Annotated in this window: 11 protein-coding genes; 7 read left to right on the top strand and 4 right to left on the bottom strand. The window is 55.9% G+C overall.

The genetic code is table 11. The features are described 5' to 3' along the window. Positions 1–7 precede the first annotated feature (7 nt). Positions 8–1,783: a glycosyltransferase gene (locus AC2TDJ_RS09250; RefSeq protein WP_480841479.1), complete on the bottom strand. Its 1,776-nt coding sequence runs from the start codon at positions 1,781–1,783 to the stop codon at positions 8–10. A 61-nt stretch (positions 1,784–1,844) separates the two neighbouring features. Between AC2TDJ_RS09250 and AC2TDJ_RS09255 the strand changes: the two genes are divergently transcribed. Then, on the top strand, positions 1,845–1,976 hold the full coding sequence (locus AC2TDJ_RS09255; RefSeq protein ID WP_480841481.1) for a hypothetical protein: 132 nt from the start codon (positions 1,845–1,847) through the stop codon (positions 1,974–1,976). Between the two features lie 808 nt (positions 1,977–2,784). Next, positions 2,785–2,997 (top strand): transposase, encoded by a 213-nt coding sequence (locus AC2TDJ_RS09260; RefSeq protein WP_480842236.1) that lies wholly within the window; start codon positions 2,785–2,787, stop codon positions 2,995–2,997. 1,276 nt (positions 2,998–4,273) lie between these two features. Here the strand turns inward: AC2TDJ_RS09260 and AC2TDJ_RS09265 are convergent. Then, on the bottom strand, positions 4,274–4,525 hold the full coding sequence (locus AC2TDJ_RS09265; protein ID WP_480841482.1) for a hypothetical protein: 252 nt from the start codon (positions 4,523–4,525) through the stop codon (positions 4,274–4,276). A 174-nt stretch (positions 4,526–4,699) separates the two neighbouring features. Continuing rightward, positions 4,700–5,353, bottom strand: coding sequence for a TetR family transcriptional regulator C-terminal domain-containing protein (locus AC2TDJ_RS09270; RefSeq protein WP_480841484.1), 654 nt, complete (start codon positions 5,351–5,353; stop codon positions 4,700–4,702). 153 nt (positions 5,354–5,506) lie between these two features. Between AC2TDJ_RS09270 and AC2TDJ_RS09275 the strand changes: the two genes are divergently transcribed. From AC2TDJ_RS09275 to AC2TDJ_RS09290, 4 genes are read left to right on the top strand one after another with little or no spacing between them, the layout of a single operon-like run. Continuing rightward, positions 5,507–7,144, top strand: coding sequence for a phytoene desaturase family protein (locus AC2TDJ_RS09275; protein WP_480841486.1), 1,638 nt, complete (start codon positions 5,507–5,509; stop codon positions 7,142–7,144). 10 nt (positions 7,145–7,154) lie between these two features. Then, complete coding sequence (locus tag AC2TDJ_RS09280; RefSeq protein WP_480841488.1) at positions 7,155–8,726, top strand: phytoene desaturase family protein; 1,572 nt, start codon at positions 7,155–7,157, stop codon at positions 8,724–8,726. Next, positions 8,726–9,904 carry an aminomethyl transferase family protein gene (locus AC2TDJ_RS09285; protein ID WP_480841490.1) on the top strand — a complete coding sequence of 393 codons (1,179 nt, stop codon included), beginning with the start codon at positions 8,726–8,728 and terminating at the stop codon, positions 9,902–9,904. The genes AC2TDJ_RS09280 and AC2TDJ_RS09285 overlap by 1 nt, the downstream gene beginning before the upstream one ends. Before the next feature lie 28 nt (positions 9,905–9,932). Beyond that, positions 9,933–11,303: an aminotransferase gene (locus AC2TDJ_RS09290; protein ID WP_480842238.1), complete on the top strand. Its 1,371-nt coding sequence runs from the start codon at positions 9,933–9,935 to the stop codon at positions 11,301–11,303. Positions 11,304–11,439: 136 nt separating this feature from the next. Here the strand turns inward: AC2TDJ_RS09290 and AC2TDJ_RS09295 are convergent, their stop codons facing one another. Then, a complete protein-coding gene (locus AC2TDJ_RS09295) occupies positions 11,440–13,479 on the bottom strand; it encodes an oxidoreductase (protein WP_480841492.1) in 2,040 nt (679 codons plus the stop codon). A 167-nt stretch (positions 13,480–13,646) separates the two neighbouring features. Here AC2TDJ_RS09295 and AC2TDJ_RS09300 point away from each other — a divergent pair, with 167 nt between their 5' ends. Further along, entirely contained in the window at positions 13,647–14,708 is a 1,062-nt protein-coding gene (locus AC2TDJ_RS09300; RefSeq protein ID WP_480841494.1) for an extracellular solute-binding protein, read from the top strand. The last annotated feature ends 63 nt before the right edge of the window (positions 14,709–14,771 follow it).

The raw sequence follows: 14,771 nt of genomic DNA on the forward strand, positions 1-14,771 counted from the left end.
AGCCTCACTAGAATCCAATACGCTTGCGCTTCCTGTTGAGCTCCGACAAGAATGCGCCCAGTTTCGATTTCTTCTTTCCGCTCTTCTTTTTAGGTCGGCCGCTGCGCTTATTGAAATGCGTATGGTCCAGCTTTTCTGCGAGCGCCTGTAGCTGGTGCCCCTGTTCCCGCAAGAGCACCATCGCCGCCGCCTTGGGGCTGTCCGCCGTTCGCAGCAGCTTGTTGCGGATATAGGCGTTGTACAAATCGTGCTTTGCTTTACCGGCCACTACGGTGTTGCCCATGTCTCCGGTTGCGTGTTCTCTGTGATGATAAAAGGCGAGCAACTCGGGATGCACCCATATATCCGCCTCCATGCAGAACCTTAGGTGAAAATCCCAATCGCCTAAGACAGGTAGGTTCTGATCATAACAGCCCAGTTGTCGTGCTAGAGAGAGATCGAAAACGAAAGCAATCGGAGGGTAGAGGTTTTGCAAGGCCAACCGCGCTAGGCTTATCAAGCCTTCGTTCAAACGGTCCGGGGAATGGTCGTTCCAGGGTTCGATTTGATTGATCTTAATGTGGTTGGCAGTCACGGTTTCTTGGACCCAATTGACACGCGTCACCACACCCCGAATGCTAGGCATGATGGCATTTCTCTGCCGCAGTACGGCCGTTGCCACAGCCAGCATGTCAGGTGCCCAACTGTCGTCGTCGTCGTGGATAACGGCCAGCTCGGTAGTGAGCCGGGTCAGTCCTGAGTTACTCGCAGCCTCCATACCCACTGACTGTGGATGATGGACCACCTGGACGCGATCGTCACCTTCGAAAATGGCATGCACCAGCTCATCAACCAGGCCGGGCTCCCCCCCATCGTTCACGACAACGAGCTGCCAGTGCGGGTAGGTTTGGTGCTTCACGCTCTCCAAGGCTCGTCGCAACAAAACTGTGCGGTTCTTGGTGCGCGTGACTATACCCACGGAGACGGACTCGCTATAGTAGGGTTGGGGAGCAACGAATGGGGCGGTTGGCACCGGGATAGGGTGGGCGCCCTTTTCTTGCGATACGGTGGGCACGCCGTCGAACAACGAAGCGCGATCAGCAAAAATCATGTTAGCCCCGGTCCGGGCTACTAAGACGTAGCCTTTTTCGTGCATGAAGGTGACAATATCCGTGCTTTGATCAGGAGCAAAGTGGTCCGACGGCTTGGCCTGGACGACCGCAGGCCGCCAGCGCACCCAGTCCACGTCCTGCAGAACATCGAGGTCCGACCCCTCGATATTGACCGAAATGAAGATCGGCCCGGTGTTATCGAAATGCGTCTCCAGCAAAGTGTTGACCCGCTTCGCGGGAACCTTGCGGGTATTGGCCTGACCATCCCCGCCATTCTGCCAATCCTCGATCAAACCCCGGTTTGGCGAGCTTTGTTCTGAATGGTTGGAGATATAAACATCCACCTCGCTAACGTCCTGAGATGTTATTGCGCAATAAGCCACCTCGTCCCGAGGGCGTGCCGCCTTCAACCCGTCCAACAGATCGGCATTGTCTTCGACCAGCACTCCGGTCATGCCATGTAGGCGTTGCAGCAGGTAACTGGCACTTGTGGCAAACGGGTGATTGGCACCGATCTCTAAGTAGCGGCAGGACGACAGATTTGCTCCGGTGCGCTGTGCCCAGGCGATCAGCAGCCCTTCGACGATGACGTCCTCTGCCACCTGGCAGTATTGTTCGCGTAGGGGGACCTCGAAATCGGGCTGAGGAACTCCGGTTGCATTGCTACGCTCAACTACGAATGGATTTTTCATAAGAGTATTTTTCTCATTTGCCTTATAAATTGGAACCGAGCGCGTTTTGCACTGGGGCCAGATGCTTCATAGCAATAAGGATTGCAACGTCATTCATAATGCCGTTCAGCATGAGACTTCAACACGATATGTCGTGATTTCGACGCTCGAGTCGATCATCTCGCTGTCGGCCGACAAGGTGTCCGAACTGTGACGAGGGTGCCGCTTAGCTTGTAGCAGAGCGGAGTTCATTTTGTAGGATAGATCTTCTTCGTTTTCTTCGCATCAAACACAAAAGAAGTTAATAGAAATATGTAGTTATAATGTCATTATCAATTAATTGAATTTTTTTGGAAATGCGGCAGTTGATCCGTGCTTCTCTGCCGCAAGTTTGACTACATTTTTTGAGGATGGGCTATCATTTAATTTTCGTCACGGGTTTTGAAGGCGCAAACTGTGACAACTTCTTTCGACGGTGTGAAATTTCCGATGGAAGCTTAATTTCACGCTTTTTTGGCTACCTGTGTCATTCAGCGCTGTGCCGCGAACTGGACGAAATCCTAGTGGCGCACGGCGATCTTGATAATCATGCAACATTGAACCCTTGGATCGTTAATTTAGCACTATTGTAGAAATGCGGACTCGTTGTAGAAATCAGGTTTGCGAACTATTCAGCGATGCAGGTCGAACTTGCCTGCACGGGGTTTTACACGAGGTTCGAGGTCATGAGCCGGGTCGCACAGGAACCACGGGTGTTGCTGAAAGCCGGGAAGGCACCTTGAAATCCCGCGTGAATGCCCGATACACAACCTCGTGCGTAATGGCCAGGTTCGGACTGCGGCTACCAAAGTATCTTCGGACTTACGATGAGCGGATCCACGCGATCCTTAAAGATCGGCCAAACCTGTACAGCTTCAGTCTGCCTTCATTTGACCTGAGAACAACGGCCCTTCGACAAGCGGTTGAGTTTGGTAAAGAAATGGCGTGCCGTTCGAAAAAAGATGAAACTTGCCAATCGATTGATGACAATCACATGTGTTGGTCCTGTGAGTGCCGTGGCCTTTGTTGTGACGAGCGACAATCCAGACCGATTCACAAATTACAGATCGGTCGGTGCATATCTTGGCTTAACATCCCAGTGTTGCCAATCGGCGGACATCAACCATGGCGGCAGAATATCGATACGCGGTGATCCTACGCTGCGCACTACTCTCTATGAGGCAGTCAGCGAGTGAAACTGGCAAGAGATCGGAATAGCAGAGGTCGGACCCGGTCTTAAAGTCGCGCCAGTCGCAAGAAGGCGGTCGTCGCCCTGGGGCGAAAACAATTATTCCCGATGCACGCCATCTGGACGAACAGATTAGCTTTTCGAGCAAAGTGGAGCATAGTCAAATAAGTTTAAAACTGAAGTGCATGAGTTGCCGTATTGACCAACACGGCGGGCTGTCGACCAATCCCGGTGAATGTACATGCGGCTATGTTGACCACGAATGAGAACTTTGGGAGTTGATGAAACAAACCGCCCCGACGGCGCTGACGTCATACACCTTTCCGACTTCGACTCCCTTACAAATTCCATCGCATACTTCCGGACTCTCAACGAATCCGCGGAATTTGTGGAGCAGAACCAGAGAATTTCGGACCATTCGTTTAGAGACGTTGACGGCGATCTAAACCTGACCGTAGCCGATGCCTTCAATGCGGCGAATTTCACGGTCATTGGTCAACCGTCGACTTTCTGAACAGCGCACTGGAAATCAACGACAACACGCAAACGGCCGTTTTGGCATTGACGACCCCAGTCTCGACCACCGGTTTCATTCTCTTTCTCCTGTCCTCGCGCGCGGAGAAAACCGATGATACAGACTTGGCGGCTTCGCTCGCGACGCAAAGCAGCGCCACCTTCGCCGCAATCAGCCCGTTGACAATCTGAGCTGGGATGACGGCATCCTGTCGAGATCTAGCTAGAAATTCACTTGCGATTTGAATCAGCCATCCGGTCTGGCGACAATCTTGCAAATTTATCCAACACCGCCGGACTGACCACTGCCAACCTGAGCCTCATACAAAACAGCGTTCGTCTGGTTCTGGCAACTGCGGCGCTGGCCACAGGCAGTACTCAATTGGTCAGCATTTCGACCCTTCTTAATGGGGCCGGTGCCGTCCCGGCCCCGGATAACAGAATACAACCGGAAACGCCGCGGGAGCTAAATCTTTTGTCGTTGGAACAACCCTTGCGGATGTCCGCCCTTGCCTCCTCGGTCGAGGGCAACGACACACTGAACGGCGGTGGAGGCGATGAAGAGTTGAATCGCGGCACGGGCTCGATCCTGTTCGACGGCGGGTAGGGCAGTGATTTTCTGTCTGGCGATGGAATGGGGATGGACTCAAAGGTGGGGTTGATCAAATTGACAAGCGTCTCACTGTTGCTTTTTCGTGTGCAGGGTTTCTCTCTCATTCCCCCTTTCTGGATGTTTCGAGAAGTCGGAAACCTTCGCATATCAAACAAACCTAGTCAGTCTCATTATTTTGGACAGCAGACAGGGCAGGGTCAGAAACCAAGAGTACGAACACGACTAATTTGGATGCGACATCGGGCGCGATCAGATCATTGGTTGTCACATCTTCCAACGTTGCAGACCTATGCCCTGCTATAGTTGCTACAGCATTACCATTGTCGATTTTGATCACCAGGTACCCGGATTCGATACCAGAAATTTCAACTTCTAAATTCGATGCCACATTCACAATCAGTGATGGCATCGTCGCTAAAACTGAGTGGCCTTGTTGAAACAAGGGTTCACACAAGGCACTGGGATTGAAGCAGGCTGGTATGCGACTATTTCGTCAATTCTCGCCACTCGCCACTTAACCCAAGGTCAAGGTGTAATTTTTTCTGCCATCTTTAGCTTTTCACCGGAACCGTTGCTGACTGGATTACTTCCCAACCTTTGCCTGGAATGCCTCCGCATGGTTGGGAAATAGCGATTGAAGGAATTCCATTGTCTGCCCCAGCGCACTTTCGCGGGAGTAGATGTGCGGGAACAGATGCAGTTTCTGCCAGTAGCCGTCGGTTAGTGTATCGATCCAGCCGCCAGCCAAACGAGCTTTGCCGGCGTCTTCAGGCACCAATTGATGGCAGATATCGCCGAGCATTTTAGACCGTTTGTCCTCAAACTCGCGGGTGATCTCAGCATATTGTGGAACAAAATTCTGCTCACCGAAGAATGCAAACCAGATGGCGAGTGCGCTGGGGTTGCAGATCTTGGGACTAAAATCCGCCTCGATGATCGTGCGCAGTCGGGCTGCGGGGTCTTCGGGTGCTTTGTCCAGTGCCGCCTCCCAGTGGGCTTCGTAGGTTTGGTATTGATCCCGCAGTGCTTCAGTAAGGATTCCGGTCTTTGACTTGAAATAGAAGACTGCCACGCCCTGCGACAGCCCGGCCTCATTGGCAACGGTCGCCAGCGTCGTCTTGGCAAGCCCGTTGGTCACAATCGATTTCAGAGTCGCGTCGAGAATCTGGCGCCGTCGCATGTCGGCGTTTTCCTTGCGTTCCTTGCGCGGCTTCCTGCCACTGCCCTGCGATGCCACCATGAGAATTCCAAAATTCGACTTTTTTCCCTTGTTCCACAATTCGCTGCTCCTGTCAGCCCACTTATTTTTATTTGAGCGCTCAAAAAAACTTTACGAGGAAAATCATCTCTACTACGATCCACCCGACAAAGGCCGAGCCAGGAGAGATTCATGGGGCAACACGACAGATACGACGCCATCGTGGCAGGAGCCGGCCACAATGGTCTGACTGCTGCCTGCTATCTGGCCAAGGCCGGGCTGAAGGTTCTGGTCGTGGAAAAGAACGACTGGATTGGCGGCGCAGCGGTGAGCCGGTCCCTGCACGAGGGGTGGACCTATTCCAACTGCTCCTATGTCTGTTCGTTGCTGCGCCGCGAAATCGTGCGCGATCTGGAGCTGCCGAAATATGGGCTGCAAGTTATCCCCTACGAAGGAGGAGCGAGCTTTAGCCGGGACGGCGATTATTTTGCCTATATGTCCGACCATGACGCATTGCGTCGGGAAATCTCACGTCATAGTGCACATGATGCGGATGCCTATGACCGCTTCAGTCAAACGGTGATCCGCCAATGCCGGTTCATTCGGCCTTTCCTGCTGCGCAACGCACCGGACCCAACCTCGTTGAAGCCGCGCGACATCGGCGAGCTGCTTTTTCTGATCAAACAGGCGCACGGGTTGGGCAAAAAAGAATTGGGCGAGACCCTGCGCTTCTGGTCGATGTCGATCGGTGATTTTCTCGACGAGCATTTCGAGAATGACCTGATCAAAGCCCACATAGCCGGGGCAGGAATCATCGGTACTGGCTTGGGCGTCTATTCACCGGGTACAGCGTACGTTCTGTTACACCACTACATGGGCGACGTAGACGGCGCGATTGGAGCCTGGGGCTTTGCCCGTGGCGGAATGGGTGCGATCTCCAACGCACTTGGAGCCTGTTTCGAGGAAGCAGGCGGCACTATCGTAACTGGCTCAGGCATCGACCGGTTTCTGGTTTCCAATGGCCGAGTTACAGGCGTGGCGTTGGAAAATGGCGATGAATACCGCGCGCCCTTAGTGGCCTCCAATATGGATGTGAAGCGAACTTTCCTGGAGCATACCGAGCAGCAGCATTTACCCTCCGATTTTTTGAAGGCGGTCAAAAGGTTCAAGATTCGCGGCTCGTCGGGCAAGTTGAACATTGCACTGGATGCCTTGCCCGATTTTCCTGCCGCGCCCAAAGGTGCGCCTTTCTTGCGCGGCGATCTGCATTGCGCCGAAAGCCTGAACGAACTGGAACGCGCCTATGACGATTGGAAAGAGGGGCGCTGGTCGCAAAACCCCTATTTCGACATGCTGATCCCAAGTCAGATCGACCCGACCATGGCCCCGCCGGGCAAACACATGATGACCGTCTTTGTGCAATACGCGCCCTATGATCTGGAAGTGGGCGGCGTGCGTGCCGGAACCAACTGGAATGGCCAGACCCGCGGCGCCTTTGCCGATTGTGTCTTCGACAAACTGGAACAGGCCTGTCCCGACATTCGCAGCAAGACTGTACATGCTGAAATTCGCACCCCTTGGGATATCGAGCAAGAAGTCGGCCTTACCGAAGGCAACATTTTTCAGGGCGAGCTCACCTTTGATCAGCTGCTCTTTAACCGTCCGGTCCCCGGCTACGCGCAATACGATACGCCGATTGATGGCATGTATATCGTCGGATCCTCAGCCCACCCAGGCGGCGGTGTGATGGCGGCTCCGGGCGCCAACGCTGCCAAAGAAATCCTGCGCAACATTGGCAAAAGCAACGCAATGACTGGCTACGCAGCCTGAGGAGTTTATGATGACGACACCTACTTATGATGCGATTGTCATTGGCGCGGGTCATAACGGGCTGGCTGCGGCTGCGACGCTGGCCCGTAAGGGCAAATCGGTTTGCGTGATCGAAAGGAACGAGACCGCAGGCGGTATGGCGCGCAACACCACGCTTGCAGGCGGGATGCAGGTGCCGGAGATCGCGCATCTGCTTTACAACCTACACCCAAAAGTGACTAAAGAGTTGGGCCTTGGGACAGCACGTGCTCCCTTGGAATTGCGCAAGCTGGCTTCAGTGTCGCTGTCAGAACACGGTAACCATGCAATCATCCGTGATGGTAAGGCCGAAATGGTAGACGGCCGACCTCATCCCGAAGCCGCGCCTTTTGCTGAATTGATGCGCTGTTTGACCCTTTTTGCGGGATTGCTGGGCCAACTTTCCACTAAATCCCCGCCCTCGCTTGAAGGTGGATTGACCAGCCTGAACACGCTTACCGAACTTGGGAAGTTGGCCAAGCTTGGGCTGGATCTGAAGCGGATAGGCAAGAAGGACATGCGCGAGTTTCTCCGCGTGCTCCTATCCAACGCTTATGACTTGATTTTGGATGATCTTGAGGACAGCCCGCTGGCCGGCGCGCTGGCAGCGGATGCTGTGCGCGGCGCGCATGCAGGTCCGCGTTCGCCCGGGACTGTTTTTACTTTGATGTACCGCTTGGGACAGGGCGGCGGCGCACAGCTGCCTGTGGGCGGGATGGGAGCTGTTTCAACTGCGTTTGAGACTGCGGCCCGCGCCGCCGGGGCTGAAATTCGCACCGGCACAGGTGTATCTCGCGTGTTGGTAGAAAACGACTGTGCCGCGGGCGTGGTTCTTGAAGACGGCACCCAAATCTCTGCTCGGGCGGTTTTGAGTAACACTGGCCCTATGCCCGCGATGATGCTGACCGGCGCAAAATACTACGACGTCGAAGCTGTACGACGAATGCGCAACCAGCGCTGCAAAGGCTCGGCGGCCAAGGTCAATCTGGTGCTGAGCGGCACGCCGGAGTTTACGGGCGTCAATCCCGACCTTGCCGCGAGCCGAATGATAATTGCCCCGAGTGCAACTTATGTGGAGCGTGCGTTCAACCCGGCAAAATACGGCGAGATGCCAGAAAGCCCTGTTATTGAGGCGATCATTCCTAGCCTGACAGACCCGACGCTGGCCAAAGACGGACGGCATGTGATGTCTGTTGTGGTCAGTTCTGTTCCCTACGGGCTGGAGGGCGGCTGGAATGACACCGCGCTTGAAAGGCTCGCGGCTGTCACAATCGCTACGCTGGAAAAATATGCACCCGGCATTGGGGCAATGGTCACTGAGAAACAGGTGCTCAGCCCCGCATGTATCGAGGCGCGAACAGGTGCGCCGGGCGGACATTGGCATCATGCAGAGTTGGGCATCGACCAGATCCTAACGGTGCGACCCGCCAACGGCATGGCGCATTACCGATTTGGACCCGAAGGCTACTACCTCTGTGGTGCGGGCGCCCACCCGGGCGGAGACGTGACCGGTTTGGCAGGTCGCAACAGCGCAATGCAGCTTTTGAAGGACGGAGTCTTCTGATGACAAAACATGTACCCATCGGACTGATTGAAACTCCGTTTCACCCGCGACTGGAGGCGCTCAGCACGGCCAAGAACTGGACCAATTGGGCGGGCTATGTCTCGCCCGCTACGCTGGACACGGTAGAGTTCGAATATTTTGCCATCCGCAACCAGACAACCCTGTTCGACATCTCACCGATGCACAAATACCGCATTACCGGGCCGGATGCGTTGGAGGTCGTGAACCGGCTGGTGACCCGCGACGCAGCCAAGCTACGTGACGGACGGGTTGGCTATGTTCTGTGGTGCGATGAAGAGGGTATGGTGATCGACGATGGTACTCTGTTTCGCTATTCGGAAACCGATTTCCGCCTGTGCTGTCAGGAGACCATGTACACGTGGCTACTCGACACCGCTTGGGGCTTCGACGCAAAGATCACCGACGAGAGTCATGACATCGCGGCGCTGTCTCTGCAGGGGCCGACCTCGTATTCACTGTTGCAGGATGCAGGGCTGCACGATGTTGGGGAGATGAAGCCCTTCGATTGGCGCGAGATCGAACCGGATTTGTGGGTCTCTCGCACCGGGTTCACTGGCGATCTTGGCTATGAGCTTTGGATGCCGAACAGCAAAGCGCTGGATCTGTGGGACCGGTTGTGGGCGGCAGGTAGCCATTGGGGGTTGAAGGCAATTGGCTTTGAGGCGCTCAATATCTGCCGAATTGAAGCCGGGTTCATCGCCGCAGGCTTTGACTTCCAGCCCGTCCATGCAGCCATGCGTCTGGGCCGAGGTCGCAGCCCCTTGGAGCTGGGATTCGGTAAAATGGTGGATTTCACCAAGGGTCATTTCAATGGACGTCGGGCGCTGCTGAAACAACGGGAAACCGGTTTGCGGTATCACCTGCGCAAGATCGATATCGGCGGATTCAAACCTGCTGACGGTGCGCTGATCTACCACAAAAAGAAGAAAGAAGTGGGGCATGTGACCTCTGGCGTCTGGTCCCCGACCACCAAGCGCAACATTGCGCTGGCCGAATTCAAAGCCCCCTTCGGCGAGGGCATCACCGAAGATCTTTGGGCTGAAGTTTACGTCAACGAAGAAGGTCAATGGGACAGGCGCCTTGTGCCGGTTGCCATCGAGGACAATCCCTTCTTCATCAACAGCCGTGCGCGGGCAACTCCGCCACGCCCGTTCTAAATCGGATCAGGTATTCCCAATGACCAAGATGAAACCGAATGCATTTGCAAACGAACCGAGCCCGGACACCTTGAACGAGTGGGATCGCACGCATCAGCTGCACCCCTGGATGGCAATGGACGACTGGCGCGGCTACGACAACATGCTGATGGAGACCGCCAACGGTATTCATCTGTGGGATGCGACGGGAAAGCGCTATATCGACGGCCCCGGCGGCATGTGGTGCACCCAGATCGGCTATGGCCGTCAGGAGATGGCCGATGTCATTGCCGCACAGGTGATGAAGCTGCCCTATACATCTCCGTTCACCAACACCACTGAACCATCGGCGGTTCTGGCCAAGAAGATTGCCGATATGGCGCCGGGCGATCTGAACAATGTCTTTTTCACCACCGGCGGCTCGACGGCGGTGGATACGGCGCTGCGGACCATGCAGTATATGAACAACCGACGCGGTAAGCCGAAAAAGAAAAAGATCATCGCGCGTGAGAAGGGCTATCACGGGTCGACTTATCTGGCCCATTCGGTGACCGGTAAGGAACGCGACCAAAGCCATTTCGATTTTGAAACCCGGCTGGTGCATTTTCTGCCCGACGTGAATCCTTACCGCCGCCCTGCGGGCATGAGCGTCGAGGACTGGTGCGATGCCAAGGTCGCGGATATGGAGGTCGCCATTGCAGAGATCGGCGCGGACAATATTGGCGCCTTCATTGCAGAGCCGATCCTCTCCTCTGGAGGCGTCATCGTACCTGCGCCGGGCTACCACAAACGGACCTGGGACCTCTGCCGTGCCAATGACATCCTCTATATCTCCGACGAGGTTGTGACCGGATTTGGCCGGCTGGGTCATTGGTTTGCTTCCGAGGAGGTCTTCGGTATCCAGCCCGACATGATCACCTGCGCCAAGGGTCTGACCTCGGGCTATCTGCCACTGGGCGCATGCATCATTTCCGACCGGGTTATGGAACAGATGAGTCACCTAGGTAGCCCGTCTTCCTACACAAACGGGTACACTTATTCGGGTCATCCTGTCTCGTGCGTTGCAGCGCTTAAGAACATCGAGATTATCGAGCGCGAAGGTATCCTGGAGCATGTCCGCGCCGTCACTCCGCATTTCCAGACACGCCTGCGCGAGTTGATGAAGTTTGATATCGTCGGCGATGCCCGGGGCAAGGGTCTGCTGGGTTGTATTGAATGCCGGGCGGAGGATCTGGAAGCCGAGCGCAGGCTTGGCGCGATGATTGATGCCGCCTGCGAGGAAATGGGCCTGATCGTGCGCCCGCTGATCAACATGGCTGTCTTCTCGCCGCCGCTGATCATCACTTTGGAGCAGATCGACGAAATGTTCGACATCCTGGAACGTGCCATTCAGCAGGTGGAGGCTCAGTTGAAGTCGTAAGACTGGAGAGGATGGAACAGGTTCCAGTCACTCTCCCCGAACTGGCGGGTGCTACGGTGGTTCCGGTGCCCGCCTTTTTGTTCTGAATTGTTGGGTCCGCGGCAATCGCCGCGGTAATCCATTGGAGTGTATCGCTTCACACCGTGTGTTCGCGACGCCCGTATTTCGTGGCAATATCAACTTCCTGTCCCAGGTCCATCGCCGCGCGATATCCGCTTTGCACGGCGGCGGCAATGATGTGGGGGGCCTCGGCGTCGCCGATGCGGATCACGGATTTGATACCGGATTCACGCAGACTATCTTTCATCCCTTTTAGACCATCATAGAGATCCAGCACAGGCAGGCGGCGGGCGAGGGGGATGACAGCATCGCAGGAATGGGTGCTGCGATCTTCCGAGAACATGCAGGACAAGACTGCCTCTCCTTTACGAGCTGCTACCAGCATGCGGTTGGGCACCACCGTAACGCCCGCCTCAATCAAGGCGGCGTTGGATTGGTAGACCTCCGTGGTCCATTGGCCCCAGTCGCAGGGGCGGCCAGCGGGCGTCACCAGCGTGACCCGGTGACCTTCCTTGCGCAGTTTCAGCGCAAGAACCGAACCGAGGTAGTAGTGATCGTCATCATAGATCATCACATGATCCGCATTGAGTGGCTCCCCGTTCAGCACAGTTTCCGCCGAGACGAGCATGCCGGGTGCTTCTTCCTCCAATCCGGTATCGGAATGCCGCCCGATGGTGTCTGTTGCCCAGACTGCCCCAGTGGCGGCGATGACATATGCCGCACCAAGGTCCAGCACATCGGCCGCCGTCAGCGGGCTTTCCGGGTAGATTTCCACATTGGGCAGTTTCTCAATCTGCCCGACGCGCCAGTCGCGCACGCGGGCCCATTCTATCATTCCTGGCAAGCGGGACTCACGGGTGACGCGCCCGCCGAGGTCACGGCGCGCTTCGGCAAGCATCACCGTATGACCGCGCTCGCCCAGAACTCGGGCCGCTTCCAGTCCGGCAGGGCCTGCGCCGACAACCAGCACTTTTTCAGGCTTTTCGCTGCGCCCGGCTTTCTCGGGATGCCAGCCTTGGCGCCATTCCTCGCCCATGGTCGGGTTCTGGGTGCAGCGCAGTGGCACACCAAGCGAGTCATGCGCATAGCAGATGTTGCAACCGATGCATTCGCGGATGTCTTCGCTGCGGCCTTCCTCAATCTTCTTTGGCAGGAACGGGTCAGCGATTGACGGGCGTGCCGCACCGATCAGATCCTGCCCGCCCTGGCGGATCACCTGCGCCATGGTGTCAGGCGAGGTGTAACGCCCCACGGCCACAACGGGTTTGGAGGTTAGTGATTTTGCCTGTGCGATACTATCCGTAAAGGATGCTTCCTTGACGAAACGGCTCGCCCCCATCTCCACCCCGTAGTCAGGTACCACAAGGTCCCATAGGTCCGGCAGATCCGCCAGCATGGCAAAGGCGTCATAACTTTCGGCATCCTCAAGCCCGACACTGAAACGGGTGGCCACGGCGCATTTGTGGCCAACGGCCTCTTTGGTCTCCTCAATCAACTCGCGTACCAGCCGCACGCGGTTCTCCAAGGAGCCGCCGTACTCATCGCTGCGAGAATTGTTCACCGGGTCGAGGAACTCTGACAGTAGATAGCCGTGGGTGGCGTAGACATAGACGATGTCAAATCCGGTTTCGACCGCACGCTGGGCGGCATCGCGATGCCATTTGCGGATGTTGCGGATGTCCTCTCGATCAATTTTGCGCGCCTGTCCCGGATGCAGCACGGTGGAATCCGTCTGAGGACGGTTGCGCATACCCAAGGGCGCAAGCCGGGTGCCGAAATTCGTCACCATGCCGCCGCCGATCCACAGTTCCACCCCAGCTAGCGCGCCATGTTCATGCACGGCGTCGGTCATCAGGCGGTTGGCTCGAATATCATCCTCATCCCATAGCGCGGCATAGGGGTAGTAGTCGTTGTCTGATGTTGGGTGAATCGAGCAGAACTCGGTGTTCACAACCCCCCAGCCGCCTTCCGCCTTCATCCCCCGCATTGCCGCCACGGTGCGCGGACGCCGCCACCCCATGCCTGCGCAGTGCGGCACCTGGTAAAACCGGTTCTTTGTCTCGACAGGACCGATTTTCAATGGCTGGAACAGGATGTCATGGCGAGGATCGCGCATCAGTATTTACCCTTCGATAGGTAGGATTTCTCTTGAAATTTAATTGAGCGCTCAAATAATTCTTGTGTCAAGTCAGATTCCCTCTTAACCTTTTCCATATCACGGTCGAACCTGCGCCGGAGGTGGCAAAAGGCAGGAAACAGGGCCGCGACAACAGGGAGACTTTCATGGAATTTTTGAAAACAGCCACTGCGCTTGGCATGGCCCTGTCCCTTCAGGCAGGTATGGGTTTGGCCGCTGATGAGGAGCTGACAGTTTTTGACTGGGCCGGTTACGAAGACCCCGAGTTCTTCTCTGCCTATATTGAGAAACATGGGGACGGGCCGACCTTCGCTTTCTTCGGTGACGAAGAGGAAGCCTTCCAGAAGCTGCGTTCCGGTTTCCACGCCGACGTTGCGCACCCTTGCTCACAATCGGTACCAAAGTGGATCGAAGCGGGGCTGCTTGCACCGCTCGACACCGCACGGATCGAGCGCTGGGATGAGTTGGAGCCCAGCTTTCGTGACATTGAAGCCTATACCAAGGACGGCAAGAGTTATTTCATCCCCGCAGATTGGGGCAACACTGCGGTCACCTATCATACGGAACATCTTCGCGACGCGGACGTGGCGACCTTGCAGGTCTTTGCAGACCCCAAGCATCAGGGGCGGATCTCGATTGGCGACAATGTGGACGACGCCTATGCTTTGGGCTTCCTCGCCACTGGCGTCACTGATTGGACCAATGCTACGGACGAACAATTCCAGGCTGCATCCGATTTCCTGCGCGCGGTGCACCAGAATGTGCGTACCTACTGGTCCGACGGCGCGTCGCTGGCGCAGCTCATGCAAAGTGGCGAGGTCTATCTGGCCTGGGCCTGGAACGAGACCTACTCGACAATGACCTACGAGGGCCATCCAATCGCAATCAAGCGCGATACAGCCGAAGGTGCCTCTAGCTGGGTCTGCGGATATGCCAAGCTGGCAAATGCACCTGGTTCGGAAGACAAGTTCTATGACTTCATCAATGCATGGCTTGAACCGAAAACCGCTAACTATCTTGTTTCCAGCTGGGGTTATGGCCACGGCAATGCCAAGGCCATGGCAGAGATGAATGCCGAAGATTTGGCCGCAATGGGGTTGGAAAGCAGCGAAAGCCTGCGGGCCAAGACCCTGTGGCAAGCGCCGGTGCCTTCGGATCTGCGCGAGAAGATGATTGCCGAATTCGAACTGATCAAAGCTGGTTTCTGAAACCAGCTTCACCCTACGAGCGACCAAACGCCCCGCCAATTTGGTGGGGCGTTTTTTAGTTTG

It is taken from the genome of Ruegeria sp. HKCCD6647-2, assembly GCF_057221075.1.

What these genes read in the sequence shown, in the direction of transcription:
- AC2TDJ_RS09265 (WP_480841482.1), bottom strand. Translation starts at nt 4,525, where the DNA reads ATGCCATCACTGATTGTGAATGTGGCATCGAATTTAGAAGTTGAAATT.
- AC2TDJ_RS09295 (WP_480841492.1), bottom strand. Translation starts at nt 13,479, where the DNA reads ATGCGCGATCCTCGCCATGACATCCTGTTCCAGCCATTGAAAATCGGT.
- AC2TDJ_RS09300 (WP_480841494.1), top strand. Translation starts at nt 13,647, where the DNA reads ATGGAATTTTTGAAAACAGCCACTGCGCTTGGCATGGCCCTGTCCCTT.
- AC2TDJ_RS09285 (WP_480841490.1), top strand. Translation starts at nt 8,726, where the DNA reads ATGACAAAACATGTACCCATCGGACTGATTGAAACTCCGTTTCACCCG.
- AC2TDJ_RS09250 (WP_480841479.1), bottom strand. Translation starts at nt 1,783, where the DNA reads ATGAAAAATCCATTCGTAGTTGAGCGTAGCAATGCAACCGGAGTTCCT.
- AC2TDJ_RS09280 (WP_480841488.1), top strand. Translation starts at nt 7,155, where the DNA reads ATGACGACACCTACTTATGATGCGATTGTCATTGGCGCGGGTCATAAC.
- AC2TDJ_RS09260 (WP_480842236.1), top strand. Translation starts at nt 2,785, where the DNA reads ATGACAATCACATGTGTTGGTCCTGTGAGTGCCGTGGCCTTTGTTGTG.
- AC2TDJ_RS09275 (WP_480841486.1), top strand. Translation starts at nt 5,507, where the DNA reads ATGGGGCAACACGACAGATACGACGCCATCGTGGCAGGAGCCGGCCAC.
- AC2TDJ_RS09255 (WP_480841481.1), top strand. Translation starts at nt 1,845, where the DNA reads ATGCTTCATAGCAATAAGGATTGCAACGTCATTCATAATGCCGTTCAG.
- AC2TDJ_RS09290 (WP_480842238.1), top strand. Translation starts at nt 9,933, where the DNA reads ATGAAACCGAATGCATTTGCAAACGAACCGAGCCCGGACACCTTGAAC.